The sequence below is a fragment of the Pseudoalteromonas sp. Z9A4 genome (assembly GCF_011378845.1).
Classification (GTDB): Bacteria; Pseudomonadota; Gammaproteobacteria; order Enterobacterales; family Alteromonadaceae; genus Pseudoalteromonas; species Pseudoalteromonas arctica.
In genome coordinates this window covers 1-26,433 of the sequence record NZ_WTLA01000007.1, presented here as the reverse complement: position 1 = coordinate 26,433, position 26,433 = coordinate 1, and the positions used below count along the sequence as shown (strand labels likewise).

Here is a 26,433-nt window from a genome sequence, read left to right as displayed (position 1 = left end):
AGTTTGTCAGTGGCTTTCGCGTGTTATAAAACGCTGCCAATGCAGGTGTGAGTTAATAATACGTATTTGTTGGACAACGGTATTTAATAAGTGGGTATCGCTAAACACATCCTGTGGATACTCGTTAAAGCCCATTAAATAATTAAATGTGTCTTTAGAGTTAGCTTGCAGGGCGTATATGCGCATTTGTTGCTCAAAGTTAAGACGAAGACTGCTTATTGCTGTTTTCATGCCGAGTTGATCTACGTTTGGTATATCACATTTTTGCAGGTAACCGGCTCGCTCACCTTCCCCTGAAAACCAAATGCGGACTTTTTCACTGTACCTGCCAGTTTTAGCCGGTAAGTCGAACATTAATCGGTGTTGGTTTTGCGATTTGATGAACGTTATATATTCATTAAATCCAGCATTTATAAGTGCTTGATGTACAGGAACTAGGCGAGGTTTTATTTTACCGTGGGTATGAAAATTAAAACATAAGACGTTTTTTTCAAGGGACAGATCATCAAGCGTTAAGTAACCAATCTCATCGCTATAAGCACCGCTATAATATGCAATTAAAGGGAGCCAAAAATGCCAGTGTTTTGGTTGCTCTCGTGCAACTTTAAAATCACCGTATATATATCCATTATAAAGAGTGTGCAGTTCCATGGCTGAAAAGGGCCGACGACCAAGATGGGTTTTCAACGTAATACCTTGAAAATAATGATGTGTTTTATTTTATACCCAACTAGCAGTAGATGCTAGTCGGGTTTTATTCGCTTTTAACGTAAAGCGTATAAAGTATTATTCACTCAATGCGCGAGCTAAACCTGTAGGCTCAATTTCTGTGCATACTTGGTCATCATTCCAGTTAATGCCAACAAGTGCGTTGTCTTCGTTTAAGTCTTCAACCCATGCATCTAAAAACTCATCAAGATTGATTTCTACTGGGCTGTAGTCTTTCCATTCTTCTTTACATTGTGCTTTAGCTGCTGCTTCACTTTCCCAAAGCAGTAATACGTCAGTTTCATCAAATTGGTTAGAATCGCACACTACAAAGCCATTATCTTCTGCACCAAGTGCCCAAATTACTTCGCTAATACGTACTTTTTCTACGAAGTTAACTAGTTGTGATTCAATTTCGATATCGCTCATGTATTTACCCTTTTAAATTAGTGACGAGGATTGGTATCTATTGCTGCTTGGCGCTCGTCATATTGCTTATGAAAAGCAACAAGCGCTGAATGCTGACTAAAGTCAGCTAATTCGCGAAAGCAAATCCAATCAAGCAGGCAGTATAAACTGATGTTGAGGTATTCACAGCTTTTAAATTCTTCATCGCTTAAATGGGTATTTAAAAAGCTTAATGTTTGTTCAATACGTTCGTTTTGCAGATTAAAAAATAATTTATCGCTTTTGGTGTCAAATCCAGAACGTTTACATAACACCATTTCTACTAACGAATCGTTACAAGCGTTTATAGTCGTAAGTAAGTGCTCTTGAGGCCACGTTAGTTTTGGCTGACCTGTTTTTTCAAGTAAATAACGCAATATAGAATTAGAATCGCTAAGTGTTAAATCGCCATCTACCAGGATTGGGATTTTTCGAGCTGGATTTTTACTGACCATAGTCGGGCGATCTTGCTCAGAAAATATATCGAGACTTACAAGCTCTAGTTTGCAGCTGTTTTGTTGTGCCCAAATTCTAATGCGACGCACGTAAGGTGAAGGTACAGAACCAATTAATTGCATAATTACTCCATAAAAAAACCGCATAAGCGGCTTTTATTAAATGTTACTTACAGTACAGTTTAATTTATTCTGAACGGCTAGTAACTTCAAGTAAATGATAACCAAATTGAGTTTGTACCGGGCCTTGTACTTGATTCATTGGCGCAGAAAACACAACTTTATCAAACTCTGGAACCATCATACCAGGGCCAAACTCACCAAGAGCACCTCCATCCTGACCTGAAGGGCAATTAGAATGTGCTTTTGCTAATTCAGCAAAGTCTTCGCCTTGCTCAATTTTTGTTTTTAAGTCTAAGCATTGTGCTTCACTGTCTACAAGTATATGTCGTGCGCTTGCTACTGTCATAAAATCTCCCGAATATAGTGTGGTGTTTTTTTAACCAAATTAAAATATCATTCTAGTTAGTTTCAACTAATTGTACCAGTATAAACTTATTTATCAGAAAACGCAGTTTCAATTGCAGTAATCATTAGCTCTGAATTAGGTGCCACTTTGCTGTTAAACCGTAAAACTGTTTTACGATCAGCAGACACTAAGTATTTATAAAAGTTCCAATTTGGAGAGCTAGTTTGCTCATTCAAATATTTAAAAATTGGATTTGCTTCGCTACCACGAACTTTGCTGGTGGCAAACATGGGAAAAGTTACACCATAATTTACAAAGCATACTTTCGCTGTTTCTTTTTCATTGTCTTCTTCTTGAAAAAAGTCATCAGAGGGGAACCCTAATACGACTAAACCTTGCTCTTTGTATTGTTGATATAGCGCTTCAAGGCCTTTAAATTGATATGTAAAACCACAATTACTTGCCGTGTTTACTATTAACAAAGGTTTATTTTTAAATTGGCACAAGTTAATAGATTCTTTTGAGCGAAGCTTTCGTATATCTACATTGGTAAAATCTTGGCAGTCCTGTGTAGAGGTTTTATTTATGATTGATGGTGTTTGAGCTTGAAGGGGAGCATTAATAAGTAAAGCCGTTAAACCTATTATAATTATTTTAAGCATTACATTACCTAAACTTTACGATTGTTTGAATGGATAATCATACGCTAATATGGAACAAATTGATCAACACTCTAATGACCTATGACAATCCGTTTAGCAACTATTAATGATCTTAATGAAATTGTAGCAATTTATAACGAAACCATTGCAGGGCGAATGGTAACAGCAGATACGCAAGAAGTGAGCGTTGATGAAAAGCGTGACTGGTTTAATAGCCACAACGATAAAAGGCCTATTTATGTTTACTGCGAAAATAACCAAGTACTTGCTTGGGTAAGTTATAAGTCGTTTTATGGGCGCCCTGCTTATGATGGTACAGTAGAAATGAGCATTTACATTACCAGTAAAGCGCAAGGTAAAGGGCTTGGTAAAAAGCTAATGATATTTGCTCAAACACAAGCTAAGCAGTTAAATATGAAAGTATTACTCGGCTTTATTTTTAGTCATAACACACCCAGCGTTAATCTGTTTAAACATTTTAATTTTGAAATATGGGGGGAGTTGCCAAGCGTTGCCATAATGGATGATAAGGCGTACAGCCTTACTATTTTTGGAAAACACCTCTAATAAATTATAGTAAAAACTCCTTATGTTTTTTTACAAAATAAATATAAGGATTTATGCTAATCAAGTAAAAATAGACTACGCTATTAACATATTAAGTTTATTAATTTTAAGTTTAGCTTGATGATTCGAAAAATATTAATTGTTGATAGTAGCAGTGTCATCGCAATGCGTGTGAAAGTGCTTTTAGAATTAATAGGATGTGAAGTCGAATTAATTCATTTCAGCATGCTAGACATGTATATCAATATAGGCGACTACGACTTAGTTGTTGTTGCCCATGGTGTGCCTGTTGATTCTATAAAACCGCTTGTTAGTCAAGTAGCGCAAGAGCGTTTTATGCTGCTTGCTCCAAAAGCACAAAGCGGTGAGCAACTAACTGCGTTTAGTGAGCTCAATCATGTTGCGCCTGACGCAACCGTGATCTACCCGTTTTTTTCTAATAAAGAAATTACTTCTCTTTTAGAGAGCCTACTAGAATTAGGCTCCAATCATATTTTGCAATTACCCGCTATTTTACTCGTCGATCATGTTCCTGAGCGCCTCGAAAAAATGAAAAACAGCTTGATCGGTGCTCATATCGAGACCCATACAGCAACCACCTCTGCAGAAGCTTTAGAAATTACGAAAGAAAAGCAAATCGATATACTGATAAGTGATTTTGTTTTAGATGACGGAACTGGTCTAGAAATTTTTTCAAACTTAAAAATAATGCAACCACATTGCCGTTGCTTATTATTTACCTCACGTCCCGATCAAGTTTCAATGATTGAAGCTATTCGTCAAGGTGTAGAAGACGTACTTATTAAGCCATTGAACGACAGCTCATTATTACAATCAATACATAAACTGTGGCAAACAGAGTTATTAAAACGCCATAACGCAGAACTTGTCGAAAGGCTACAAGATACGGTTGATGCCCTGATTGAAAAAGACAGCCTACTTCAGGTTATTTATAAGCATACGCCCGATGCAATTATGTTGTTTGAGAAATGCGGTAGAGTGATAGAAGCTAATGATGCCTGTTTAAAACTATTTAACTTACCGTTTAACGAACTAGAAGGTAAATCAGTATTTAGCTTTTTAGATGATGATTCAACATTAGGTATTAAAAATAAAATATCGACATTAAATAGTAATCGCCAATTTAGTTGCGACTTACGTTTATCTAAAACAGCAGGGGGCTATATACCGCTAGTGGGATCTTTTAATGAGATAGATCATCACGGAGAAATAGCACTTGCCGTAATATTTAAAAATGTAACCCACCTTAAGCAAAAAGAAGATTTACTACTTGAAGCAAAAGATATCCTTGAAGAGCAAGTAAGAGCGCGTACCTCACAGCTTGAACATGCAAAAAATATTGCTGAAGCTGCAAATTTAAGTAAATCAGAATTTTTAGCAAATATGTCACATGAACTTCGCACACCAATGCATTCGATTTTAAGTTTTTCACGTTTTGGTTTAAGCAAATTAGATGCTGGAGATTTTGCAAAAGAAAAACTCATTAAATACCTATCGCGAATAGAGAGTAGTGGTGAGCGTTTACTGTCATTACTGAATAATTTACTCGATCTATCTAAGTTAGATGTGGGTAAGTTTCCATTTAATCCTCGTCCGTATAATCTAGCTAACATCATTAAAACAAGTATTGATGATGTATCTGGTACGGCAATGGAGAAAGAAATTGAGATTGTATTTACCGAGCAGCCGCTACCTGTAATTTCGCAGTGTGATGAAGAGCAAATAAACCAGTTACTTCGAAACGTATTAGGTAATGCACTCAAATTTAGTGAACCAAAAAGTAAAATACAGATAAATTTAGAGTCAGATAGTCGATTTGCTACTATAGAGGTTACCGATAATGGGGTCGGTATACCAGAAGATGAGCTGGAACATATTTTTACTAAGTTTGTACAAAGCAGCAAAACAAATAGCGGTGCCGGTGGTACCGGATTGGGCCTTGCATTGTGTAGAGAGTTTGTGTCTTTACATCAAGGTGAGATCACTGCACGTAACAACGAAAATGGTGGTGCAACTATATCTATACAGGTGCCATTAGAAATAAATCTAGATGATCATTTGGCTGAAGAGCAATTAATACAACACAGTAATTAATTGTTTTTTGGCAAGCCAAGTAACTTTTTTGAGAATTTGAATGGATGATAAATTATGGCCTTAACTAAAATACTTGCCGTTGATGATGAACCCTTTAACCTTGAAATTATTGATGAAATTTTAGAGGAGCTTGATTTTGAATTACAAGTAGCAACAAGTGGTCCTGAGTGTTTAAACATGGTTGAAGGCTATATGCCTCAGGTTATATTGCTCGACGTAAGTATGCCGCAAATGAATGGCTATGAAGTATGTAAAGCACTTAAAGCAAATCCAAATACGGCACACATTATTGTTATGTTTGTGTCTGCTCGAGGCACAGTTGAAGAGCGTATGGAAGGCTACTCGGTTGGTGCAGAAGATTATATTGTAAAACCTTTTGGCCATGACGAACTTAAGTCAAAGCTTAAAAATTTAAACCAAGTACTCGTTGAAAAGCAAAGTCTTGAAAAACAAGTTGAAGATGCTACATCAACTGCATTTAATGCAATGGCTAATAGTAGTGAAATGGGGAAAATAGTTAACTACGTCGAAAATATAGGTTTTATTAACGACCCTCAAGAGCTAGGTAAAGCGCTTATAGATTGCCTACAGTCTTTCGATTTACAAAGTAATATTGAGTTTAGAGATAATGATCAAATAAGCCACTTTGCATTAAATGGCGTGTGTTCACCTATTGTGGTGGAGTTATTTGAGATGCTTAAAAATAAAGGGCGCTTACATGAATTTTCGCACCGAATTTTAGTTAACTATGAATTGATCAGCTTACTTATTTTAAATATGCCAGATCACGACCCAGACAAACATGGGCGTATCCGTGACCATGTATGTTTTATTGTCAGTGTTACCGAGCAGCAGCTACGCGCCATCATGACTAAGAAAATGCTTGAATCACAACACGCAAAACTTAATGCCGTAGCAAGTACAGTTCATAGTAAGTTTAATGGCTTAATTAGCTTATTGAATGACAATCGTCAAAACAACGAAAAAGTGTTTAAACAGTTACAAGAAGGACTCGCAGAACGTATCCCATCAATGGGATTAGATGAAGATCAGGAGGTGTTTATTTATAAAAAAGTAGATGAAACTTTCCAAAACTCAGTGGCCTCAGAGAGGTCTGTTAAACAGGTAAAAGCAGCTTTTTCTGAAATTGAGCAAGACCTGTCATTGCTTTTAAAGAGCTAAATATACTTAATTAAATAATGTTACTTTAAGGCTTACTCCAACTGCATTATGCATCTCTGGGTAAGCCTTTTTCTACGATTCTGATTAACCTAGCCGTTTTACGAATTTGTAATCGTTGTTTATCGTTTTGTTGAGCAAGCGCCCATTCAATATGTTCTAAAACAAGCTCGCTGCATATTTGGCTTTTATCTTGTAAGGCATGAATAATAGCCGGGCTAAACTCTGCATTACCTAAACCGACCGCTATATTACGTAACCAACGTTCGTGACCTATGCGGCGAATAGGGCTGCCTTCGGTATTTTTTAAAAATGTAGGCTCATCCCAAGCAAATAGCTCAAGTAAATCTTTATTTTTTAATTGAGTACGGGGATGAAAATCATTTTCATCTGTTATTTGTCCATAACGATTCCAAGGGCATACTAACTGGCAATCATCGCAGCCATAAATACGGTTGCCTAATAAAGTTCGGTATTGTTCGGGGATGGGTCCTTGGTGTTCTATCGTTAAGTACGATATGCATTTACGTGCATCAACAACGTAAGGCTCTACAATTGCACCTGTTGGGCAAAGAGTAATACAAGCAACACATTTACCGCAGCCTTCAAACGTGTTCTCTGCATCTATTGGTAGGGGTAAATCAATAAATAGCTCACCTAAAAAAAACCACGATCCTGCCTCTTGATTAATTAACAACGAATGCTTACCACGCCACCCTAAACCGGCTTTTTCGGCGAGTTGACGCTCAAGTACAGGAGCTGAATCTACAAAGGGTCTAAAGCCATATTCGCCAATTTCTTGCTCTATTTTTTGGCCGAGTTTTTTTAAACGATTACGCATTAATTTATGGTAATCACGACCCAGTGCATAACGACTTATGTATGCTTTTTCTTTATTTTTTAAGGTTTTTGCAAAGCCAGCATCGGGAGGGAGATAATTCATTTTTACGGATATAACACGCTGTGTACCAGGGATTAATTCAGCAGGGCGGGCGCGTTTCATACCGTGAGCAGCCATATAATCCATCGAGCCGTGGTAGCCAGCATCAAGCCAACGTTGCAATTGGGCTTCGTGCTTAGATAGGTCAATATCAGTAATGCCCACTTCGCTAAAGCCAAGCTCTTGTCCCCAGGTTTTTATTTGCAGGGCTAATTTTTCATAGTCTGGGGTAGGGTTGCTCACACACTTCACACACTTAAATTAATAGCTGCGTAATTTACCATATTTCTCTGAGCCCGAAAACGCCTCTTAGCGCACAAAGCGCTTTAACTGTTGCTGAGTTTGTAAGCTTAACTGTTGAGATTGCTCGCTATCGGCTAATGCCGTATCTATTTGCTGTTTAGCTTGCTCACCTAAAGCTACGATTTGCTCTACCGATTGGTGAGTATTAGTTTGAGTGCCCTCAAGCGTATGTACAGCACTGGCTATTTGTTGTAGTTGCTGTTGGTTGTGCTCAAACTCACTAAGCATTTTTGTAAAACCCTCACAGGTTGCACTAATTGAGCTTTGTGCATTATTGGAGTGAGTCATTAATTGCTCTGACTCTTTATTTGTTTCATTTACTAGCTCATTCATTTGAGTAATAAAGTCGCTTATTTGCCTAGTTGCGCCACTTACCTTTATTGAAAGTGTGCGTACTTCGTCTGCAACTACGGCAAACCCTCTACCAGCTTCACCCGCTCTAGCTGCTTCTATTGCGGCGTTAAGGGCTAACAAATTAGTTTGATCGGAAAACTCTTCAACCATTTTTAAAATACTACGAATGTTTTCACTGTTCTCTTTCAGTCCCGCAATTGTATTTGAAAAGCTACCTAGCATATTAGTAATAAGTTTAACCTGCTTTACTAAAGCAGCGAGTTCTGACGCAGATAGTTTTACAAAGTTAAGGTGTTCATTATTAACGTTATGCACGCTATCTGTATTATTTACTATGTTTTGTAAGCTTTGGGTTATTTGCATACTGCCATTAATAATACTGTGGCTTAACTGTATTTGTTGCTCACTTGATTGCTCAGTATTTTTCATCGATTCAGTGACTTGTATATTACTGTGTGCACTAGCTTGAGCACTGTTATATGTTGTGCTGAGTAACTCACTTAAATGGGCAGTAAATATATTATATTGTGAACTTAAATCTTTAAATTCGTCATACGAAAAGTGGGGAAGTTTTGCTGCTAAATTTGCATCTTGTTGGTTTATTTTTATCAAAGTATCGCGCATAGCGGTAACAGGGCGAACAATTAAAAAACGCATATAAAAAAGAGTAAAAATAAAACCAGATATAATAACAAGCGTAAGCAGCCAAAATAGCCCTGTACTTTGCTGTTGTTCGCTTAAACTCTGATGCAGCCAAAATAACGTAATTGCTTGGAACAATAATACAAAACTTAAATTACCGATTATTTTACGCGTTAACGTAAAAAAGAATGTTTGCTCTATATAGTTATAAATTTTCATAAAACTACTCATTATGCTTAAGCCCTACGATTCTTATTTTAGTTAGGGAGGTGTAAGTTAGCTTTTTTGTAACGATAACAAGTAAGCTTTGGTTCGCGCTGGGTAATTTGTAAAAATTCCGTCTATGCCATACTCAAGCATTAGCGCTATATCTTGTTCTCTATCGACCGTATAAGCATAAATCTTTAAGCCTCTTTTTTTTGCATCATCGGCAAAAGCCTTATTTATAAAGGTTTTATCTGCATGTACGCTATAAGCGTTTAAATCACTTGCAAACTTTGCATAGTTAATTGGAATAGAAGAAGTAAGGGCGCCTATTTTAAGCCATGGTAGCTTGCTTTTAAGCCACTGTAGTTGATGATGATCAAACGATGATACTAAAATATTCGCTTTCGATATTTTGTTAGCTTCAATATTTTCTTCAAGTTGAGCCACAAACCTTTCTAGTTCAAATGTATGTTTAAGCTCAATATTTAATAAAGATTTATTGTTATTCCAATCAAACAACTGTTGAAGAGTGGGAATTTTTTCACCATTTCCAGCATCAAGTTTAGATAGTTCATGTGCCGTAAAGTTACTCACTCTACCTTTACCGCTGGTGGTTCTATCGAGCCATGAGTCGTGTATTAACATGTAATCATCGATGGAACTTTGAATATCTACTTCAATACCATCAACACCTACTTTTAACGCTTCTAAAATAGCGCTTTTGGTGTTTTCAGGAAAATCCCCACTGGCACCACGGTGTGCAAATACTTTCATTGTCGAGCCTTTTTAGTGATTGACCACGTTTCAAAACAAGCGGCACTAACAATAAGTGCTCCACCAACTAACGTCATAACAGTAGGACGTTCATGAATAATTACTATAGCCAGTATGGTGCCATAAAGTGGTTGTAAGCAAGAAATTAACCCCGCAGTTGCCGCTGATAAATGCTTTAAACTTGCTGCAAATAACGAGTGCGGTGTAGCTGTAAAAATAACACCCGCTATGGCAATTAAAATTAGGTCGTGATGACTAACCTCATATACCGGCACTTCTATAAATGCGCACAGCATAATGCTTGCCACTAAGGTTTGATAAAACATCGTTTGCGGGCCACCATATTGGCTAAAGTAGCGCTTATGGGTAATGTTTCTGATTGAAAAAAACAATGCCGATATCACACCTGTTATTACACCTAAGGTTACATCGTCGCCCAAGTTTGCACTTGGTACTAACAGGTAAATCCCTAAAACAACCACCGCCGCACTTATTATATCTTTTGCTTTTGGCCTGCTTTTATTAAATAAGGGCTCTAAAAATACCGTCATTACGGGGTAGCTAAAAAATGCCAACATCCCAATTGTTATACCGGCCATTTGCATACCAGCAAAATAGGTTACCCAGTGAATACCCACCGCAACACCTAAAAATAATGCAATAAGGTAGTCTTTAGGCTTGTTTAGTTTAATTTGTTTTTTTTGAAAATACAGCATGGCTAAAATAGCCATTCCTGCAATTGCAGTTCTGTAAACGGTAATATCTAAAGCATTTAAACCAATAAGCTTGGCAAATAAAGCGGTTCCGCCAAAAAGTAATACCGCTATGTGCAAATAAATTAAACTTTGCTGCTGAGATTGCATTTAGTTTCCTTGTTGTACTTTTTGAACATATTAACATTGCTTAAAAATTCTTAAGATGAATTTTTTTATCGCATGACAAATGTCATAAAAGTTGATGACACTTCACACTCTTATTATTTTTGTACGCTGGCATAGTTACCTTACTCAACAGGGGATAATTATGAATTCTTTAATTTTAATCAGCTTAACTATTAATGAAGTGCTAGAGGCATTAAGTTTTACGATTACGTACGCAGATTGCTTTATGCTGGCATGCATTTTTATGTTATTTATATTTATTAATAAAAATAGTCCTATAAGTAAAAATAATATGCCAGAGGTATTTGTATGAGCTCGCTTAACTCCTTTTCTCAACAAAGTGATAAAGGTTTTTGGAAATATGGGCATTTAATTTTTACAGGCTTTTATTTACTCCCATTAATAATTAATTTTGCGAGCTTTACTGCTAACCAAATAACGATGTCTTTAGCCTTTTATGTTGCTTTTATTCTTTTATATGTAAAAGCAATAAACTGCAAAAGTGCAGGGGTGACCAAGTTGTTTGTAGCCATGCTATTAATTTGTTTTTGCGCTACTTTTTACACCACAGGTACTCCTACTTTATTTGGCTTTGCAGCCTACGTAGCAGGCTATGCATACAACTACCATCAAAGAATTTATGCTGCACTCGCGATTATATCTACGGTTTTATTAAGCGCATATATTGGTGATATAGGGAAGGTTCAATACTTTTTAGCCGTTGCTTTGATTTTATGTGCAGCCTTATTTAGTTACGGTATTGCAGCTAAAAGAGAGAGCCTGTACAAAAAACGTGAGCAAGAAAGCGCTAACCAATTAGAGCAATTAGCAGCAATTGCTGAGCGTGAACGGATAGCCCGCGACTTGCACGATATTTTAGGTCACTCACTGTCATCTATTGCTTTAAAAGCTGAGCTTGCAAATAAATTAAACCAAGGTGAGCGTTACGCTCAAGCAAATAGCGAAATTGCACAAGTGGCCGATCTGGCAAGGCAGTTACTCAGTGATGTAAGAAGCGCCGTTAGTGATTTAAAACAGCTTAACCTTGTTAGCCAAGTAGCACAGTTAAAACAAAGATTAATAGAACAAGACTTTAACGTTTCATTTAATGTAGTTTTAAATACTCTACCCGCTAAAGTAGAGGGCATCGCAGGCCTTATAATTAAAGAAGCCGTTACCAATTTGCTACGTCATAGCAGCACAAAAAATTGCGAAATAAATATAGAACAAACAGCGCAGCAGCTACTCATTACCGTTATTGATCGTGCACCGTGCTCTACATTAAATTCGGGCAATGGCCTAAATGGTATTAAAGAGCGAGCAGAGCAACTCAATGGCAGTGCAACATTTACCTGTGGCGATATTTTTACTTTAAATGTAATGCTACCAATTTCAGCTAAGGATTTACAATGATCAGAGTGTATTTAGTGGAAGATCAAGCGCTTGTGCGCGACGCAGTAGCAGCATTGTTAGGACTCGATTTTAATATTGAGATTATTGGGCAAGCAAGTAACGGGCAAGATGCACTTAATGCAATTGAAGCACTTGATAGTGATTTACATCCCGATATAATTTTAACCGATATAGAAATGCCAACCATGAATGGTATAGAGCTGAGTGAAAAAATAGCCGCTAAGTTCCCCGCTATAAAAATGGTTATTATGACCACATTTTCTCGTGCGGGTTATATTAGGCGAGCGCTTACGGCAGGCGTTAAAGGTTTTATTTTAAAAGAAGCACCCAGTGAAGAGCTAATAAATGCGCTTAAAAAAGTAATGCAGGGACAAAAAGTGATAGACCCAGAGCTTGCTATCAATGCATTAGACGACGCAGATCCGCTTACAGATAAAGAACGCAAAGCACTTAAACTTGCAAGCGACGGCCTTAAAACAAGCGACATAGCCAAGCAGTTATGTATAAGTGAAGGTACCACACGTAATTATTTATCAGACGCTATTGCTAAGCTAAACGCCACTAACCGTATAGATGCTGCGCGTATAGCTAAACAAAAAGGATGGCTTTAAATAGTGGGTTTATAAATTATAAGCAAAGTATTACTATGTTACTTATAAAAGTAACGAACAGTGCTTAAAGTTAGCTTAAAAAGCGTTAAAAGAGGGTTTAATGGCAAATCTAATAGAACTAATAACTAAAAATAGTACTGCAATACTCACTATGAATACCGCTGAAAACCGCCACAATCCAGCGTTTGTGGCTGAGTTTAATTTACATCTTGACCACATTGAGGCAGATCAAAATATTAAGTCAGTTATTTTAACGTCCTCGAGTGACAAAAACTGGTCATTAGGCATCGACCTTCAATGGATGTCCAATCCAAGTATTTTACCTGCAGCTATTTCTGACTTTATGATTCAAATAAGTGACTTGTTTAAGCGCATAGTTACTTTTCCTATGCCTATTATTGCTGCGTTAAACGGGCATACCTATGGCAATGGTGCTGTGCTTGCGTGTGCGTGCGATTTTAGATTTATGAAGTCAGATAAAGGCTTTTTTTGTTTTCCTGAAGTTGATGTAATGGTGCCTTTTGTACCGTCGATGTTTCCTATAATTAATAAAGCAATTTCGCAAACATTCTTTAATCGCCTAGCTATGTCAGGAGAGCGTGTTGGTGCACAGCAGTTGCTAGACAATAAAGTGGTTGAAGCTGTGTTTGCAAATAACGACGAACTACAAGCAGGTGTACTTGAGTTTGCCCAGCAGTTTAATAAAAACCGTTGGATTTACGCTCAAAACAAAACACAAATGAACAAAGAAATTTTGCTTACAATGAAAGAAGAAGATCCAAGCTTTATTGATAATATAAGTAAATTGCTCTGGAAAAACCTACAAAAAAAATAGTATAAATAACCGGAGCTCTGGTTAAGAGATTTACTAACGTATTGAATCATGCCGATATTTAAATTTATTTTCTCTAGCCAGAGATTTTTAGTGAAAACAAGGCGAATTTACGCGTCAATAGCTGGCCTATTGCAGCTATATTCAACGCTGTTAGCGCTGAAAATAGCTGCTCGAGATAGATTTATTATCCAGAGCTCAGGTTATAATAGCGCCAAAGGGTTTTAGCATTGCTACTAGATGACTAAACACTTTGCAGTTAAGGGGTCGTTAAGCCCCATTGCGCTAGATTTCTAAACTATACACTAAGGTAAACACCAAGGTAAAAGCGCTTTCTTAAAAGTTTAATAGCTTTTACCTGTCTCATTATAACTATATGGGTTAAAATACCTACATAACCAACTAACAAGATAGTGAATGTCAAACCAAGATCCAAATCTCAGTCGAGAACAAGAAAAGTACGAAAACCCAGTCCCTAGTCGTGAGTTTATACTTACTCACCTTCAAGAGCGTTCAAAACCTGCTAACTACGCGCAATTATGTGAAGAACTAGCAGTAAATGATGACGAACGCCAAATAGCATTTAAACGCCGCCTTCGCGCTATGGAGCGTGACGGACAGCTGTATTTTAATAAATTTAAATGCTATGCCCTAATTGACGAAGCCGGTTTAACCAAAGGCAAAGTAATAGGCCACAGAGACGGTTTTGGCTTTTTAGAAGTTGAAGGCGAGAGTAAAGATTGGTTTATTGCTAAGCACCAAATGAATATGGTGTTACATGGCGACATTGTACTAGCTAAAGGCACTAAACGTGGCTCTGGCTCAAAATGCGATGCACGTATTATAAAAGTGCTTACTAACGAGCGCGCGCCAATTGTTGGCCGTTACTTTGTAGAGCATGGTGTTGCCGTTGTGGTAGCTGAAGACCCGCGCATAACGCAAGATATAATGATTTTACCAGGCAACGAAAACGGTGCCCGCCATAACCAAATGGTGCAGGTTAAAATCACTCAAAATCCGAGTCGCAACATGAACGCGGTAGGTAAAATTATTGATGTACTTGGTGAGCATTTAGCCCCAGGTATGGAAATTGAAGTCGCACTGCGCAATCACGATATTCCACATGTATGGCCTGAAGAAGTTGAAGCACAGGTTGCTCACCTAGGTGAGTTTGTTGAAGACGCTGACAAAAAAGGCCGCGTAGATTTACGTGACTTACCACTTGTAACTATTGATGGCGAAGACGCTCGCGACTTTGATGACGCCGTATACTGTGAACCTAAAAAATCGGGTGGCTGGCGCTTATGGGTTGCCATTGCCGATGTATCGCATTACGTAGGAATGAACACGCCGCTTAACAAAGAAGCAATTTTGCGTGGTAACTCAGTGTATTTTCCTGAGCAAGTAATTCCGATGCTACCAAAAGTGCTTTCTAACGGATTATGTTCGCTTAATCCAAAAGTAGATCGCTTATGTATGGTTGCCGAAATGACCGTATCGAGCGCGGGTAAACTTTCGGGCTATAAGTTTTACGAAGCGATAATGAACTCGCATGCGCGTTTAACTTACACCAAAGTAAATGCCATTTTACAAAACGACGAAAAACTACGCGAAGAATACTCAGCCGTAGTGCCACATTTAACTGACTTACAGCAAATGTATATGGCACTTAAAGCTGCACGCCAAGACCGTGGTGCCATTGAGTTTGAAACCCTAGAAACACGTTTTGTATTTAACGCTCAGCGTAAAATAGAATCAATAGTGCCTGTTATTCGTAACGATGCGCACAAACTAATTGAAGAATGTATGATTTTAGCCAACGTATCGGCGGCTAAAATTCTTGAAAAGCACGAAGCAAGCGCGCTTTATCGTGTGCATGACGAACCAGACAGCGAAAAGCTAGGTAACTTTACTAAGTTTTTAGGCGAGTTAGGAATCGAAAGCACATTAAGCGACGAGCCAACACCAAAAGAAATAACCCAAGTATTAGCGCGACTAGGTGACCGCCCAGAAGCCGAGCTTATTCAAACTATGCTACTGCGTTCAATGAAACAAGCTGTATATCAGCCAGATAACATTGGTCACTTTGGTTTAGCGTTATCGGCTTATGCGCACTTTACATCGCCAATACGTCGTTACCCAGATTTAGTAGTACATCGTGCTATTAAAGCAGTTATAAAAGCACAAGGTCAGCAAACGTCTGGCGAATACGCTTATACCGACGACGAAGTTGATCAACTAGGTGAGCAGTGTTCTACCACAGAGCGCCGCGCCGATGATGCAACTCGCGAAGTAGCTGATTGGCTTAAATGTGAATTTATGCAAGACCACGTAGGTGGCGAGTTTGATGGTGTTATTTCATCGGTCACTAACTTTGGTTTGTTTATTCGTTTAGACGATTTACAAATTGACGGGCTTGTTCACGTTACTAATTTAGGCGACGAGTTTTTTGCGCATGATGCTGCAAAACACACCCTAATAGGTGAGCACTCTCACAAAGTTTATCGCCTTGGCGATAAAGTAACAGTAAAAGTTGCGTCGGTTAGTTTAGACGACCGTCGTATCAACTTAACGCTTAAAGGCGATGTTGCACAAGACAGATACTCACGTCGTCGTGCGCCAAAAAAAGGTTCAGGTAAATCTGAGCATGCGCCAGCAAGTGTGCGTTCGCAATTAAAAGCAGGCAAAGTACCGGGTAAAAAGTCGCACAGCGATGACAAACCAAAAGGTAAAAAAAAGCCAGCAAATAAAGATAAAGGCAAGCCTGCAAATAAGTCTGCAACTAAACCCGCAGATAAAAAAGCAGCAGACACTGCCGTAAAGAAAAAGCCTAAGAAGAAGGCAGTTAAAAAGCCTAAAAGAGCTGGCAAAAATGCCCGTAAAAGTACTAGCCCAGGAGCAGATAATACGTGAGTAATGAATTAATTTTTGGCTTTCACTCTGTTGAAGCAATTTTAGAAAGCGAGCCAGAGCGCTTTGTAGAAATTTACGCCCTTAAAGGTCGTGACGACAAACGCTCAACTCCGATTATTGATGAAGCACGTAAGTTTGGTATTTCAGTACAGTTTATGCAGCGTAAAGCCCTTGATAGCAAATCAAAGGGTGAGCAGCATCAAGGTATTATTGCCAACGTAAAAGCAGCGCCAACGTTTAACGAAAAAGATCTTGATGCGATCATCGCTCGTGAAGACACACCGTTTTTACTTGTGCTTGATGGTATTACCGATCCGCATAACTTAGGCGCATGCCTACGTAGTGCAGACGCTGCTGGTGTTCACGCTATAATTGTACCTAAAGATCGCTCTGCCAAGCTTAACGGCACAGCACGTAAAGTTGCTTGTGGTGCAGCCGAAACAGTACCGCTTATTCAAGTGACTAACCTTGCACGTACGCTTCGCGAAATTAAAGATGCAGGCGTATGGGTTGTAGGCACCGCTGGCGAAACTGATAACCACGTATTTGATGCAAGCTTAACGGGCCCAATGGCGATTGTTATGGGCGCAGAAGGCGAGGGCATGCGACGCTTAACGCGTGAGCATTGCGATATGCTTGTTAAAATCCCAATGGCGGGTACTGTTTCAAGCTTAAACGTATCGGTAGCCACGGGTATTTGTTTGTTTGAAGTATTACGCCAACGTAACGCAAATAACTAATACCTAATTAATAATACCTAATTTAAATTAAGTATTAAAAAAGCCGAGATTGAAGTTCAATCTCGGCTTTTTTGTATCTGTAACTTACGCTTTAACTTTGTAAGCTTTGGTAAACGGTTTAATAACAAGGCAATAATTTAGATGTGTAGTGCTTTTACATAAAAATTATTAACGCTGTTAGTGAACCGTTTATCTCATACAAAGCGCAGGTAAACGGTTTAATAACAAGGCAATAATTTAGATGTGTAGTGCTTTTACATAAAAAATTATTAACGCTGTTAGTGAACCGTTTAACCAGCTTTCAATTTAGAATGAGTAAGTGTAGCCCATCTGTACAGTACGCGGCTTACCTGGTTGAATGCCACCGTTTGAACGGTTAGCAACGTATGTTTTATCAAACAAGTTATCAACGCTTAGGTATACTTTTTGATTTTCATCGATTAAGTATTTAGCAGCTAAATCCCATACTACGCGGCTATCAATTGCGTTTAAGCCCGACTGCGTTAAGTTAGCATGCGCATCAGATACGTAACGTATTTGGCTGTTAACTACAAACGCAGAAAACTCAGCACCTAACGATAACGCTACTTGGTTTTCTGGTACGTAAGGCATTGCATCGCCTTTTTCTACCGTGCCCCAAATTTCTGAATCAAAATCGTTTTTAAACTCAGAGTCTGTGTAGGTATACGTTAATTTAACTGGGAACATAGCTGTATCAGTTGCAAACGTATGTGCTGCACTAAATTCAAAGCCCGCTACTTCTACTTCACCGTAGTTGTATTGGTCGCCAATGTTGTCGTCGCTACAACCAACCGCTGCAGTACAGTTACCGTGCATGTTGCTGTAGTCAGAGTAAAACGCAATTACTTCACCGCTAAAGCCATCCATATTAAAGCGAGAGCCAAACTCAATGTTTACACTTTCTTCTTCTTCTTGGTCAGCATTACCAGGTGCTGCTGGTGCATAACCTTTTTGAATGCCCGCAAGTAGCGTTACGTTTTCGTTAAGCGTGTAAGTAGCACCTAGTGACGGAACTAAAATTTCAGTGTCGTTCGACACATCTTTAGTTAAACCGTTGCTGCGTGTTGGATCTGATTTAGACCACTCTTCACGCGTAATAGTAATATCTTCATAACGAAGACCTGCACTTACTACTAATGCATCAATTGTCCACTCGTCTTGAATAAACAAGGTACTTGCTTCTGCGCTATCTACACGGTTGCTGTCAGAGCCCGGAACGCCTTGCTCTGTAAGCGTTAAGCTTAGGTCTTGATTAAGTGTGTATTTGTCTTCCCATTGAAAACGATCCATTTCGTCTTCGTGGTAACGTACGCCAACAGTTACATAGTGATCGCCTGCAGGAATATGTAATTCAGACTGAATACCTTTAGCTTGATAATCGCGGTTATTAGCTTTAATACCAATACCTTCAATACCTTCGCTTGTCGGGTTTGCTTCAAATTCACTGTATTGCTCAAGGTAGCTTTCGCTTACTTTACTGGCTTTATACCAGTTACGATGAAAATCGTTTAAGTAAGCCGTAGCTAAAAACTCATAGCCATCACCAAAACGGTACGCGTAGTTAAGTTGGTATGCGTTGTGGCGGGTGTTCATTTCATCGTTTTGCGATGCAGCATAACGACGGTAAGGACTTTCTTGATAGTCTTCGTCAGTTAAGCCCATGTATGTTTCGTCTGATGTTTCGTCAGAGTACTTAATTTTTAGCTCTAAATTATGCGCATCGTTTTGACCAAACGTATGACCAAACTTTAATAGTAAATCTGTTTTTTCAAAGCCGGTGTTGTCATTACCTACTGGCAGCTCTTTAAAGCCGTCTGCGCCGTAAGTAAATACTTCAATTAAGCCTGCTGTGTTGTTTTTTTCTTTACCGAAGTAAGCGTGACCTTTGTAGTAACCATCACCACCAAGGGCTGCATCTACCATACCTTTTGAGCTATTTGGCTCAGTAGGTAAGCTGCGCGAAAGTAAGTTTAAAACACCGCCCGTAGTACGCGGGCCATACTTAACTGATGCCGCGCCTTTTAATACTTCAATAGACTCCATACGACCCGTAGTAGGGAAGTAGTAAGCAGATGGTGCTGAGTATGGTGCTGGTGCAACTAATACACCGTCTTCCATTACTGATATTTTATCGTTACGACCAGTACCTGTGCCGCGCATACCAATATTAGGACGAAGGCCGTAGCCGTCTTCCTCTTGCACGTAAACGCCCGGAACAGACGCTAAAACGCGAGAAATATCAGTAAATTTGAATTTTTGAAGTTCTTCATCAGAAATAAACGTAGCCGAACCCGGAATATCGTTAATTGCCTGCTGAGAGCCAATAACGGTAATTTGCTCAAAGCGTTGTTCTTTATCGCTGGTGTCTTTTGCTATTGCAGTAGCACTAAAAGACAAAGCAACCGCAGTTGCCAAGGTAGATACTAAAAACTTAGGGTTCATTGTGTTCCTAATCATGTCAATTATCTTAATTGGCGTAATTTGAACACGTTAACGAATACGAATCAATGTTATTAAGTATTTAATTATTCAGTTTAATAGAACTAAAAATACCTACTTATGCAACTTTGTTAACTAAATCGTTTCTTTTGTATTAGTTTGTAATTGCTTTGCTCGTTATAAAGTTTTGATTAGCTATAACCTAAGCGTAGCGCTATAAACTCCGCGAGTTTATCTACAGCATGATCCGATTCGCCCGAGCTTTTAATTAAACTAATACCAATATTGCCAAGAGTGGGTAAATGTTTGGTTTGAACTTGATAATTAAGCTCGCTAGGTACTGTGCTTTTAGCGAGTACCGTAATGCCTAAGCCTTCTTTTAATGCCGCAATAAGGCCAGTTAAATCGGCGTTGCTATATACGATACGGTATTTTATGCCTGCACTTTTTAATGCATCAATTGCACGGCGACGATAAATACACCCCTCTGGTGCGGTAACTAGCGTAACCACATCGTTTTGCGCAAGTGATAGATCGCCCACCCACACTAATTCGTCTTGCATAAAAATAGGAAACTTATCAGAGTTGAGCCGCTCATTTAGTGCAAGTACTAAATCGAACTGATCTTGCCTTGAGGCCGAAAGTAAATGTTTACTTAAACGCGATTTAACTTCTAACGACACCTCAGGGTAGAGCGCCACAAAGTCGCCAATAATAGAAGGTAAAATACGCGCTGCAAATTCGCTCGGAATACCCAAGCGCACTTTACCTGCGATGTTTTCTGATGTGAACTGCTGCAAAATAGCATCGTTGTGTTGCATCATTTGTTTTGCCATAGGCAATAATAGCTCGCCGTACTGGTTTAATACTTGGCGCTGTCCTTGTTTTTTAAATAGTTTATAGCCAAGCACGTCTTCTAAGCGCTTTATTTGCAAACTGACAGCAGGTTGCGACAAGCCAAGTAAATCGCCTGCTTTAGCAAAGCCACCTATTTCAACTACCATTACAAAAGTACGTAAACCGTCTGTTGATATGTTTTTCATATTTAAAATTACAATTTATATAGCTATATATATAAGTATTATTTATCAATTGATAAAAAATTACAATTTGTTGTTGGTAGGCGTGGGCAATATACTTTTGTAATCGAAAATACACAGGTGTTTGTTATGACTTTTAACCCAATAATGTTTGCCCGCCACAGCAACGCAAGTAGTGCGGTTACTAACGCTTTGCAAACTAACAACAATCACGTTGTAATGGATTTTAGCGGCACCGAAACCAGTGTATTTTTAAGCACTATTTTAGGGCTCGATTTAACTAAGCTTACCGCCAGCGGTTTAGGCTTAAAAGGCACGCTTGATGGCGACTATAATTCTGACTACAGCTTTGCTGTTTATTACTTTAGCGAAACCGCCTTTAGATTCGTACTGCCACACAATGCAAGCCTTCAACTACAAGCACTTATAAACGAGCAACAGCTACGTTTTGATATTGACTATGTAGTACGCACCGACCTAGCAAGCTTTATTTTAAGTGGCGACAACGCGTTTGATACTCTAGTAAATGCTTTTAAATTAACACCAGGTTTGCGCCTTTCTGACGCGCAACTATGCTACGGTGCGCAAAGTGGTGATGTATTTATTACCGCCATTGATAAAAACGACGAACAACACTTTGTATTAGTAGCTAAACAACAAGAATTACAAAAATGGCAAAGCTACATGCAAGCGCAAGGTTTTGCACTTATGCATAGTGAAGCCGCATAACGAATACAAACAACAGGTGAGCATAACAATGTTTACCTGTTTTTAATTACGGTTAAGTAAAAACTAATTTAAGCCACGCCCTAAATAGGGTTAATTTAAACGTGAAGGAATGTTATGACTTCTAAAACTGTACTACATGCTAAGCACCTAGAAGCGGGCGCAAAAATGGTTGATTTTCATGGCTGGGAAATGCCAATCAACTACGGCTCACAAATAGAAGAACACAATAGCGTGCGTACCGACGCAGGTATGTTTGATGTATCACACATGACTATTGTTGATATTGAAGGGCCTCAAGCACAAGCATTTTTACGTAAGCTAGTAGCTAACGACGTTGCAAAATTAACCGTACCAGGTAAAGCGCTTTACACAGGCATGCTTAACGAGCAAGGCGGTGTAATAGACGACTTAATTATTTATTTCTTCAGTGAAACTTTTTACCGCTTAGTTGTTAATTCAGCAACGCGCGAAAAAGACCTAGCACATTTAGCTAACGTATCGAGCGACTTTGACGTAACTGTTACAGAGCGCCCAGAGTTTGCAATGATTGCAGTACAAGGCCCTAACGCTAAAGCAAAAACAGCCACACTTTTAAATGCTGAGCAACAAGCAGCCGTTGAAGGTATGAAGCCGTTTTTTGGCGTTCAAGTAGGTGATTTATTTATTGCCACAACGGGTTATACTGGCGAAGACGGTTACGAAATAGTAGTACCGAACGACCAAGCAGCCGATTTATGGCAACAACTGCTAGACGCAGGTGTTAAGCCTGCTGGTTTAGGTGCACGCGACACGCTACGTTTAGAAGCCGGTATGAACCTTTACGGCCTAGATATGGACGAAAGCGTATCACCACTTGCAGCTAACATGGCATGGACCATTGCATGGGAACCAGAAGATCGCGACTTTATTGGCCGTGACGTACTTGTTAAGCAACGCGCAGAAAAAAGCACTGACAAACTAGTTGGCTTAGTGTTTGAAGAAAAAGGCGTTTTGCGTAGCGGTTCTAAAGTAATTGTTGACGGTGGGATAGGTATTATTACATCAGGTACTTTTTCACCAACACTTGGTTTTAGTGTAGCCCTTGCACGTGTACCACGTTCAACAGGCGACACAGCTCAAGTAGAAATGCGTAAAAAATTAGTAAACGTTAAAGTAGTAAAGCCTAGCTTTGTACGTAACGGTAAATCAATAATTTAAATAATTTGGTTATACCAATCACAATAATTATTGCGATTGGTATCCTCCCAATATAAACCAAAGGACAAATAAAATGAGCAATATTCCTAGCGAGTTAAAATACGCACCTTCACACGAGTGGGTTCGCAGTGAAGGCGACGGTACATTTACTGTTGGTATTTCTGAGCATGCACAAGAACTTCTTGGCGACATGGTATTTGTTGAATTACCAGAAGTTGGCGACGAAGTAGACGCTGGCGAAGACTGTGCAGTAGCAGAGTCAGTTAAAGCAGCATCAGACATTTACGCACCTATCAGTGGCGAAATTGTTGCTATTAACGAAGAGCTAGAAGATTCACCTGAAACAGTAAACAGCGACGCTTACGGCGACGGTTGGTTATTCCGTATTAAAGCATCTGACGAGTCTGAGCTAGACAACTTATTAGACGCTGAAGGTTACTCGCACACTATCGACGAAGAATAATCATTTTTTGTAGATAACTAAAAGCCCCGTTTAATGTATAAAAATGGGGCTTTTATGATTTTACAGCTCACCACCCCATACTGAGTGAACTGTTAAATCGTCAAATATTTTAATTAATGCTAGTTACCCATTAGCATTTAGGATCATAGGAATCTGGATTCATGTCAAACGCCAAATCTCTTGAAGAACTAGAGCAAAAGCAAGATTTTATTCGCCGCCATATTGGGCCAAGCCCAGCACAAGTAAGCGATATGCTAAGTGCTTTAGAAGTATCGAGTGTGCAAGAGCTCATTGACCAAACTGTACCGGCTAGCATTCGTCTAGAACAACCGCTAACAGTTGGCGAAAGCCGTACTGAAGTTGAAACACTAAGCTACCTAAAATCAGTAGCAAGCAAAAATAAAGTTTTCAAATCGTACATTGGCCAAGGCTACCACCCAACTAACGTACCGCACGTAATTTTACGTAACGTACTAGAAAATCCAGGTTGGTATACAGCGTACACACCGTATCAGCCAGAGATTGCACAAGGGCGTTTAGAATCATTATTAAACTTCCAAACTATGACTCTAGATTTAACCGGCCTTGATTTAGCAAGCGCATCACTACTTGACGAATCAACAGCGGCTGCAGAGGCTATGGGCCTTGCAAAACGCGTATCAAAAGCTAAAAAAGCCAATGCCTTTTTTATCGCCGACGACGTACACACACAAACAATCGACGTAGTAACAACGCGTGCCGAGCAGTTTGGTTTTGAAATAATTGTAGGTAAAGCAGAAGATGCCGTTAACCATGACATTTTTGGCGCATTATTCCAATACCCATCTACATCTGGCGAAGTGGTAGACATAACTGACCTAATTGCTGGCGTACAAAGCAAAAAGGCCATTGCCTGTGTTGCTGCCGACATAATGAGTTTATTACTATTAAAAGCACCGGGTAAACTAGGCGCAGACGTAGTACTTGGTTCGGCTCAGCGTTTTGGCGTACCTATGGGTTACGGCGGTCCTCATGCTGCATTTTTTGCAACACGTGACGCATACAAACGTTCATTACCTGGTCGTATTATTGGTGTATCTAAAGACCGTTTAGGTAACGACGCACTACGTATGGCAATGCAAACGCGCGAACAACACATTCGCCGCGATAAAGCCAATTCAAACATTTGTACAGCGCAAGTATTACTTGCCAACATGGCAGCGTTTTACGCTGTGTATCACGGCCCACAAGGCTTAAAAACTATCGCGCAGCGTATACATCGCTTTGCTGATATTTTAGCAAGCGGCCTTAAAGCTAAAGGCATTGCACTTAAGCACAGTACTTGGTTTGATACGCTAACAGTAGTAAGCGACAGCAAAGACGACGTAATAGCACGTGCAATTGCAAAAGGCGTTAACTTTGCAACAAACCACGAAGGCGAGTACTCAATTTCGGTATCAGAGACAACAACACGTGCAGATATTGCTGAGCTATTCGATATTATTTTAGGCGAAGGCCATGGCCTAAGTGTTGATGCTATTGCAGCAGACGTTGAAGCAAATGGCAGCGAGTCTATCCCTGCAAGTTTAGTACGTGACGACGAAGTACTAACGCATCCAAACTTTAACAGTTACCACAGCGAAACAGACATGCTTCGCTACATTAAGCGACTAGAAAGCAAAGATTTATCGCTTAATCACTCAATGATCTCGTTAGGCTCATGTACCATGAAACTAAACGCGACCGCAGAGATGATCCCAATTACGTGGCCTGAGTTTGCAAACCTTCACCCATTCTGCCCGCTAGATCAAGCAGAAGGTTACCAAATAATGATTGGCGAGCTACACGACTGGCTAGTAAATATTACCGGTTACGATGCAGTATCACTTCAGCCAAACTCTGGTGCGCAAGGTGAATACGCAGGCTTAATCGCGATTCGTAAATACCACGAGTCACGCGGCGATGCACACCGTAATGTATGTTTGATCCCAAGCTCTGCGCACGGTACTAACCCTGCATCAGCGCAAATGGCGAGCATGAAAATTGTGGTAGTTAACTGCGACAAAAACGGTAACGTAGACATGGCTGATCTTAAAGCGAAAGCTGAAGAAGTGTCTGAAAACTTATCGTGCATTATGATCACATACCCGTCTACACACGGCGTATACGAAGAAACAATTCGCGAAATTTGTGACATTATTCATGAGCACGGCGGCCAAGTTTACATGGACGGCGCAAACATGAACGCACAAGTTGGCGTAACAAGCCCAGGCTTTATTGGCTCAGACGTATCGCACTTAAACTTGCATAAAACGTTTTGTATTCCACACGGTGGCGGTGGTCCAGGTGTTGGCCCAATTGGTGTTAAATCGCACCTTGCGCCATTTATGCCAAACCACAGCGTAATTAACGTGCCAGGTACTAGCATTGGTAACGGTGCAGTATCGGCAGCGCCTTACGGCTCAGCCGCTATTTTACCTATTTCATGGGCTTACATTACCATGATGGGGTCAGAGGGCTTAAAACAAGCCACTGAAATGGCAATCGTTAATGCTAACTACTTAACGCATGAGCTAAGCAAGCACTTCCCAATTTTATACCGTGGTCGTAACAACCGTGTTGCTCACGAATGTATTGTTGACCTACGCCCGCTTAAAGAGCAATCAGGCATTACTGAAATGGACGTAGCTAAGCGCTTGCAAGACTACGGCTTCCATTCACCCACTATGTCGTTCCCAGTAGCTGGTACATTAATGATTGAGCCAACTGAGTCTGAATCAAAAGGTGAAATTGACCGCTTTATCGAAGCAATGGTGTCAATTAAAGGCGAAATCGAAAAAGTAATCTCTGGCGAATGGTCAATCGAAAACAACCCGCTAGTGTTTGCACCGCATACACAAGGTGACGTGTTAGGTAACGAATGGGATCGTGCATACGACCGTTTTTACGCTGCATTCCCAGTGCCTGCAGTGGCTAAAAACAAGTTCTGGCCAACCGTTACTCGTATAGACGACGTATACGGCGACCGTAACTTGGTATGTTCATGCCCACCGGTAGAGACATACCGCGATTAAGAGCAGAGACTAATTTTTGAACTTTAATGGGTAGTAAATCCCATTATAGTTTGGGAATTTATCAAAATTATAAAAGCCGTTGCAGCAATGCAACGGCTTTTTTGTGTGTGGTGATTGCCATAAATGATATGGGCGTAGATACCATCTCTTCTAACCAGCCTCAAGCTTTCTTTAAATAGCTTGAGGCTGGTATTCAGTTTGATTCTTCACAACACCAAAACAGATATGTGTCAGCTTTCTCATTGCAGCACCAATTGCCTGCATTTTTGTTTTACCTTG

General features: G+C 39.5%; 23 protein-coding genes and 1 pseudogene. 12 read left to right on the top strand and 12 right to left on the bottom strand.

Annotation, left to right across the window (positions count from 1 at the left end):
- Window positions 1–6: 6 nt before the first annotated feature.
- The 5 genes from GQR54_RS07340 to GQR54_RS07320 form a co-directional block, all read right to left on the bottom strand.
- Window positions 7–687: a hypothetical protein gene (locus tag GQR54_RS07340; protein ID WP_101164452.1), complete on the bottom strand. Its 681-nt coding sequence runs from the start codon at window positions 685–687 to the stop codon at window positions 7–9.
- 99 nt (window positions 688–786) lie between these two features.
- Entirely contained in the window at window positions 787–1,137 is a 351-nt protein-coding gene (locus GQR54_RS07335) for a DUF2750 domain-containing protein (protein ID WP_165740589.1), read from the bottom strand.
- 17 nt (window positions 1,138–1,154) lie between these two features.
- Window positions 1,155–1,733 (bottom strand): glutathione S-transferase family protein, encoded by a 579-nt coding sequence (locus GQR54_RS07330; RefSeq protein WP_166377000.1) that lies wholly within the window; start codon window positions 1,731–1,733, stop codon window positions 1,155–1,157.
- 64 nt (window positions 1,734–1,797) lie between these two features.
- Window positions 1,798–2,079, bottom strand: coding sequence for a peptidylprolyl isomerase (locus tag GQR54_RS07325; protein WP_166376999.1), 282 nt, complete (start codon window positions 2,077–2,079; stop codon window positions 1,798–1,800).
- Window positions 2,080–2,165: 86 nt separating this feature from the next.
- A complete protein-coding gene (locus GQR54_RS07320) occupies window positions 2,166–2,741 on the bottom strand; it encodes a glutathione peroxidase (RefSeq protein ID WP_166376998.1) in 576 nt (191 codons plus the stop codon).
- 81 nt (window positions 2,742–2,822) lie between these two features.
- On the opposite strand from GQR54_RS07320, the gene GQR54_RS07315 reads away from it, so the two are divergent.
- The 3 genes from GQR54_RS07315 (at window position 2,823) to GQR54_RS07305 (ending at window position 6,605) form a co-directional block, all read left to right on the top strand.
- Complete coding sequence (locus GQR54_RS07315; protein WP_166376997.1) at window positions 2,823–3,308, top strand: GNAT family N-acetyltransferase; 486 nt, start codon at window positions 2,823–2,825, stop codon at window positions 3,306–3,308.
- 120 nt (window positions 3,309–3,428) lie between these two features.
- Window positions 3,429–5,423: an ATP-binding protein gene (locus GQR54_RS07310; RefSeq protein WP_166376996.1), complete on the top strand. Its 1,995-nt coding sequence runs from the start codon at window positions 3,429–3,431 to the stop codon at window positions 5,421–5,423.
- A gap of 54 nt (window positions 5,424–5,477) precedes the next feature.
- Window positions 5,478–6,605, top strand: a complete 1,128-nt coding sequence (locus tag GQR54_RS07305) for a response regulator (RefSeq protein ID WP_166376995.1) — start codon at window positions 5,478–5,480, stop codon at window positions 6,603–6,605.
- A 46-nt stretch (window positions 6,606–6,651) separates the two neighbouring features.
- Here GQR54_RS07305 and queG read toward each other — a convergent pair whose 3' ends face one another.
- From queG to GQR54_RS07285, 4 genes are all read right to left on the bottom strand, one after another.
- Window positions 6,652–7,785, bottom strand: coding sequence for a tRNA epoxyqueuosine(34) reductase QueG (queG, locus tag GQR54_RS07300; protein ID WP_024592883.1), 1,134 nt, complete (start codon window positions 7,783–7,785; stop codon window positions 6,652–6,654).
- A 66-nt stretch (window positions 7,786–7,851) separates the two neighbouring features.
- Entirely contained in the window at window positions 7,852–9,072 is a 1,221-nt protein-coding gene (locus GQR54_RS07295) for a methyl-accepting chemotaxis protein (RefSeq protein WP_166376994.1), read from the bottom strand.
- Between the two features lie 45 nt (window positions 9,073–9,117).
- Entirely contained in the window at window positions 9,118–9,822 is a 705-nt protein-coding gene (locus GQR54_RS07290; RefSeq protein WP_165740593.1) for a glycerophosphodiester phosphodiesterase family protein, read from the bottom strand.
- Entirely contained in the window at window positions 9,819–10,685 is an 867-nt protein-coding gene (locus tag GQR54_RS07285; RefSeq protein ID WP_010554316.1) for a DMT family transporter, read from the bottom strand. Before GQR54_RS07285 ends, GQR54_RS07290 begins: the two co-directional genes overlap by 4 nt.
- A gap of 327 nt (window positions 10,686–11,012) precedes the next feature.
- Between GQR54_RS07285 and GQR54_RS07280 the strand changes: the two genes are divergently transcribed.
- From GQR54_RS07280 to rlmB, 5 genes are all read left to right on the top strand, one after another.
- Complete coding sequence (locus GQR54_RS07280; protein WP_165727667.1) at window positions 11,013–12,116, top strand: sensor histidine kinase; 1,104 nt, start codon at window positions 11,013–11,015, stop codon at window positions 12,114–12,116.
- Window positions 12,113–12,727 carry a response regulator transcription factor gene (locus GQR54_RS07275; RefSeq protein ID WP_166376993.1) on the top strand — a complete coding sequence of 205 codons (615 nt, stop codon included), beginning with the start codon at window positions 12,113–12,115 and terminating at the stop codon, window positions 12,725–12,727. Before GQR54_RS07280 ends, GQR54_RS07275 begins: the two co-directional genes overlap by 4 nt.
- Before the next feature lie 100 nt (window positions 12,728–12,827).
- Complete coding sequence (locus tag GQR54_RS07270; RefSeq protein ID WP_166376992.1) at window positions 12,828–13,562, top strand: enoyl-CoA hydratase/isomerase family protein; 735 nt, start codon at window positions 12,828–12,830, stop codon at window positions 13,560–13,562.
- Between the two features lie 414 nt (window positions 13,563–13,976).
- Window positions 13,977–16,472, top strand: coding sequence for a ribonuclease R (gene rnr / locus GQR54_RS07265; RefSeq protein ID WP_166376991.1), 2,496 nt, complete (start codon window positions 13,977–13,979; stop codon window positions 16,470–16,472).
- The gene (gene rlmB / locus GQR54_RS07260; protein ID WP_007378377.1) at window positions 16,469–17,212 is read left to right on the top strand and encodes a 23S rRNA (guanosine(2251)-2'-O)-methyltransferase RlmB; all 744 of its coding nucleotides are present in this window, start codon (window positions 16,469–16,471) and stop codon (window positions 17,210–17,212) included. The genes rnr and rlmB overlap by 4 nt, the downstream gene beginning before the upstream one ends.
- A 306-nt stretch (window positions 17,213–17,518) precedes the next feature.
- Here rlmB and GQR54_RS07255 read toward each other — a convergent pair whose 3' ends face one another.
- Both GQR54_RS07255 and GQR54_RS07250 read right to left on the bottom strand, forming a co-directional pair.
- Entirely contained in the window at window positions 17,519–19,675 is a 2,157-nt protein-coding gene (locus GQR54_RS07255; protein WP_166376990.1) for a TonB-dependent receptor, read from the bottom strand.
- A gap of 188 nt (window positions 19,676–19,863) precedes the next feature.
- The gene (locus GQR54_RS07250; protein ID WP_007579940.1) at window positions 19,864–20,715 is read right to left on the bottom strand and encodes a LysR family transcriptional regulator; all 852 of its coding nucleotides are present in this window, start codon (window positions 20,713–20,715) and stop codon (window positions 19,864–19,866) included.
- A gap of 126 nt (window positions 20,716–20,841) precedes the next feature.
- Here GQR54_RS07250 and GQR54_RS07245 point away from each other — a divergent pair, with 126 nt between their 5' ends.
- The 4 genes from GQR54_RS07245 to gcvP all read left to right on the top strand — a co-directional run bounded on the left by GQR54_RS07245 (window position 20,842) and on the right by gcvP (window position 26,154).
- A complete protein-coding gene (locus GQR54_RS07245) occupies window positions 20,842–21,441 on the top strand; it encodes a hypothetical protein (protein WP_002958026.1) in 600 nt (199 codons plus the stop codon).
- Window positions 21,442–21,555: 114 nt separating this feature from the next.
- A complete protein-coding gene (gcvT, locus tag GQR54_RS07240; RefSeq protein WP_121955113.1) occupies window positions 21,556–22,638 on the top strand; it encodes a glycine cleavage system aminomethyltransferase GcvT in 1,083 nt (360 codons plus the stop codon).
- 73 nt (window positions 22,639–22,711) lie between these two features.
- On the top strand, window positions 22,712–23,101 hold the full coding sequence (gcvH, locus tag GQR54_RS07235) for a glycine cleavage system protein GcvH (protein WP_165727660.1): 390 nt from the start codon (window positions 22,712–22,714) through the stop codon (window positions 23,099–23,101).
- Window positions 23,102–23,262: 161 nt separating this feature from the next.
- Window positions 23,263–26,154 (top strand): aminomethyl-transferring glycine dehydrogenase, encoded by a 2,892-nt coding sequence (gene gcvP, locus GQR54_RS07230; RefSeq protein WP_166376989.1) that lies wholly within the window; start codon window positions 23,263–23,265, stop codon window positions 26,152–26,154.
- A gap of 171 nt (window positions 26,155–26,325) precedes the next feature.
- Here gcvP and GQR54_RS19570 read toward each other — a convergent pair.
- Window positions 26,326–26,433 (bottom strand): annotated as a pseudogene (locus GQR54_RS19570) (IS110 family transposase); the annotation flags it as partial.

What these genes read in the sequence shown, in the direction of transcription:
- GQR54_RS07335 (WP_165740589.1), bottom strand. Translation starts at nt 1,137, where the DNA reads ATGAGCGATATCGAAATTGAATCACAACTAGTTAACTTCGTAGAAAAA.
- GQR54_RS07330 (WP_166377000.1), bottom strand. Translation starts at nt 1,733, where the DNA reads ATGCAATTAATTGGTTCTGTACCTTCACCTTACGTGCGTCGCATTAGA.
- GQR54_RS07325 (WP_166376999.1), bottom strand. Translation starts at nt 2,079, where the DNA reads ATGACAGTAGCAAGCGCACGACATATACTTGTAGACAGTGAAGCACAA.
- GQR54_RS07320 (WP_166376998.1), bottom strand. Translation starts at nt 2,741, where the DNA reads ATGCTTAAAATAATTATAATAGGTTTAACGGCTTTACTTATTAATGCT.
- GQR54_RS07315 (WP_166376997.1), top strand. Translation starts at nt 2,823, where the DNA reads ATGACAATCCGTTTAGCAACTATTAATGATCTTAATGAAATTGTAGCA.
- GQR54_RS07310 (WP_166376996.1), top strand. Translation starts at nt 3,429, where the DNA reads ATGATTCGAAAAATATTAATTGTTGATAGTAGCAGTGTCATCGCAATG.
- GQR54_RS07305 (WP_166376995.1), top strand. Translation starts at nt 5,478, where the DNA reads ATGGCCTTAACTAAAATACTTGCCGTTGATGATGAACCCTTTAACCTT.
- GQR54_RS07295 (WP_166376994.1), bottom strand. Translation starts at nt 9,072, where the DNA reads ATGAGTAGTTTTATGAAAATTTATAACTATATAGAGCAAACATTCTTT.
- GQR54_RS07290 (WP_165740593.1), bottom strand. Translation starts at nt 9,822, where the DNA reads ATGAAAGTATTTGCACACCGTGGTGCCAGTGGGGATTTTCCTGAAAAC.
- GQR54_RS07285 (WP_010554316.1), bottom strand. Translation starts at nt 10,685, where the DNA reads ATGCAATCTCAGCAGCAAAGTTTAATTTATTTGCACATAGCGGTATTA.
- GQR54_RS07280 (WP_165727667.1), top strand. Translation starts at nt 11,013, where the DNA reads ATGAGCTCGCTTAACTCCTTTTCTCAACAAAGTGATAAAGGTTTTTGG.
- GQR54_RS07275 (WP_166376993.1), top strand. Translation starts at nt 12,113, where the DNA reads ATGATCAGAGTGTATTTAGTGGAAGATCAAGCGCTTGTGCGCGACGCA.
- GQR54_RS07270 (WP_166376992.1), top strand. Translation starts at nt 12,828, where the DNA reads ATGGCAAATCTAATAGAACTAATAACTAAAAATAGTACTGCAATACTC.
- rnr (WP_166376991.1), top strand. Translation starts at nt 13,977, where the DNA reads ATGTCAAACCAAGATCCAAATCTCAGTCGAGAACAAGAAAAGTACGAA.
- GQR54_RS07255 (WP_166376990.1), bottom strand. Translation starts at nt 19,675, where the DNA reads ATGAACCCTAAGTTTTTAGTATCTACCTTGGCAACTGCGGTTGCTTTG.
- GQR54_RS07250 (WP_007579940.1), bottom strand. Translation starts at nt 20,715, where the DNA reads ATGAAAAACATATCAACAGACGGTTTACGTACTTTTGTAATGGTAGTT.
- GQR54_RS07245 (WP_002958026.1), top strand. Translation starts at nt 20,842, where the DNA reads ATGACTTTTAACCCAATAATGTTTGCCCGCCACAGCAACGCAAGTAGT.
- gcvT (WP_121955113.1), top strand. Translation starts at nt 21,556, where the DNA reads ATGACTTCTAAAACTGTACTACATGCTAAGCACCTAGAAGCGGGCGCA.
- gcvH (WP_165727660.1), top strand. Translation starts at nt 22,712, where the DNA reads ATGAGCAATATTCCTAGCGAGTTAAAATACGCACCTTCACACGAGTGG.
- gcvP (WP_166376989.1), top strand. Translation starts at nt 23,263, where the DNA reads ATGTCAAACGCCAAATCTCTTGAAGAACTAGAGCAAAAGCAAGATTTT.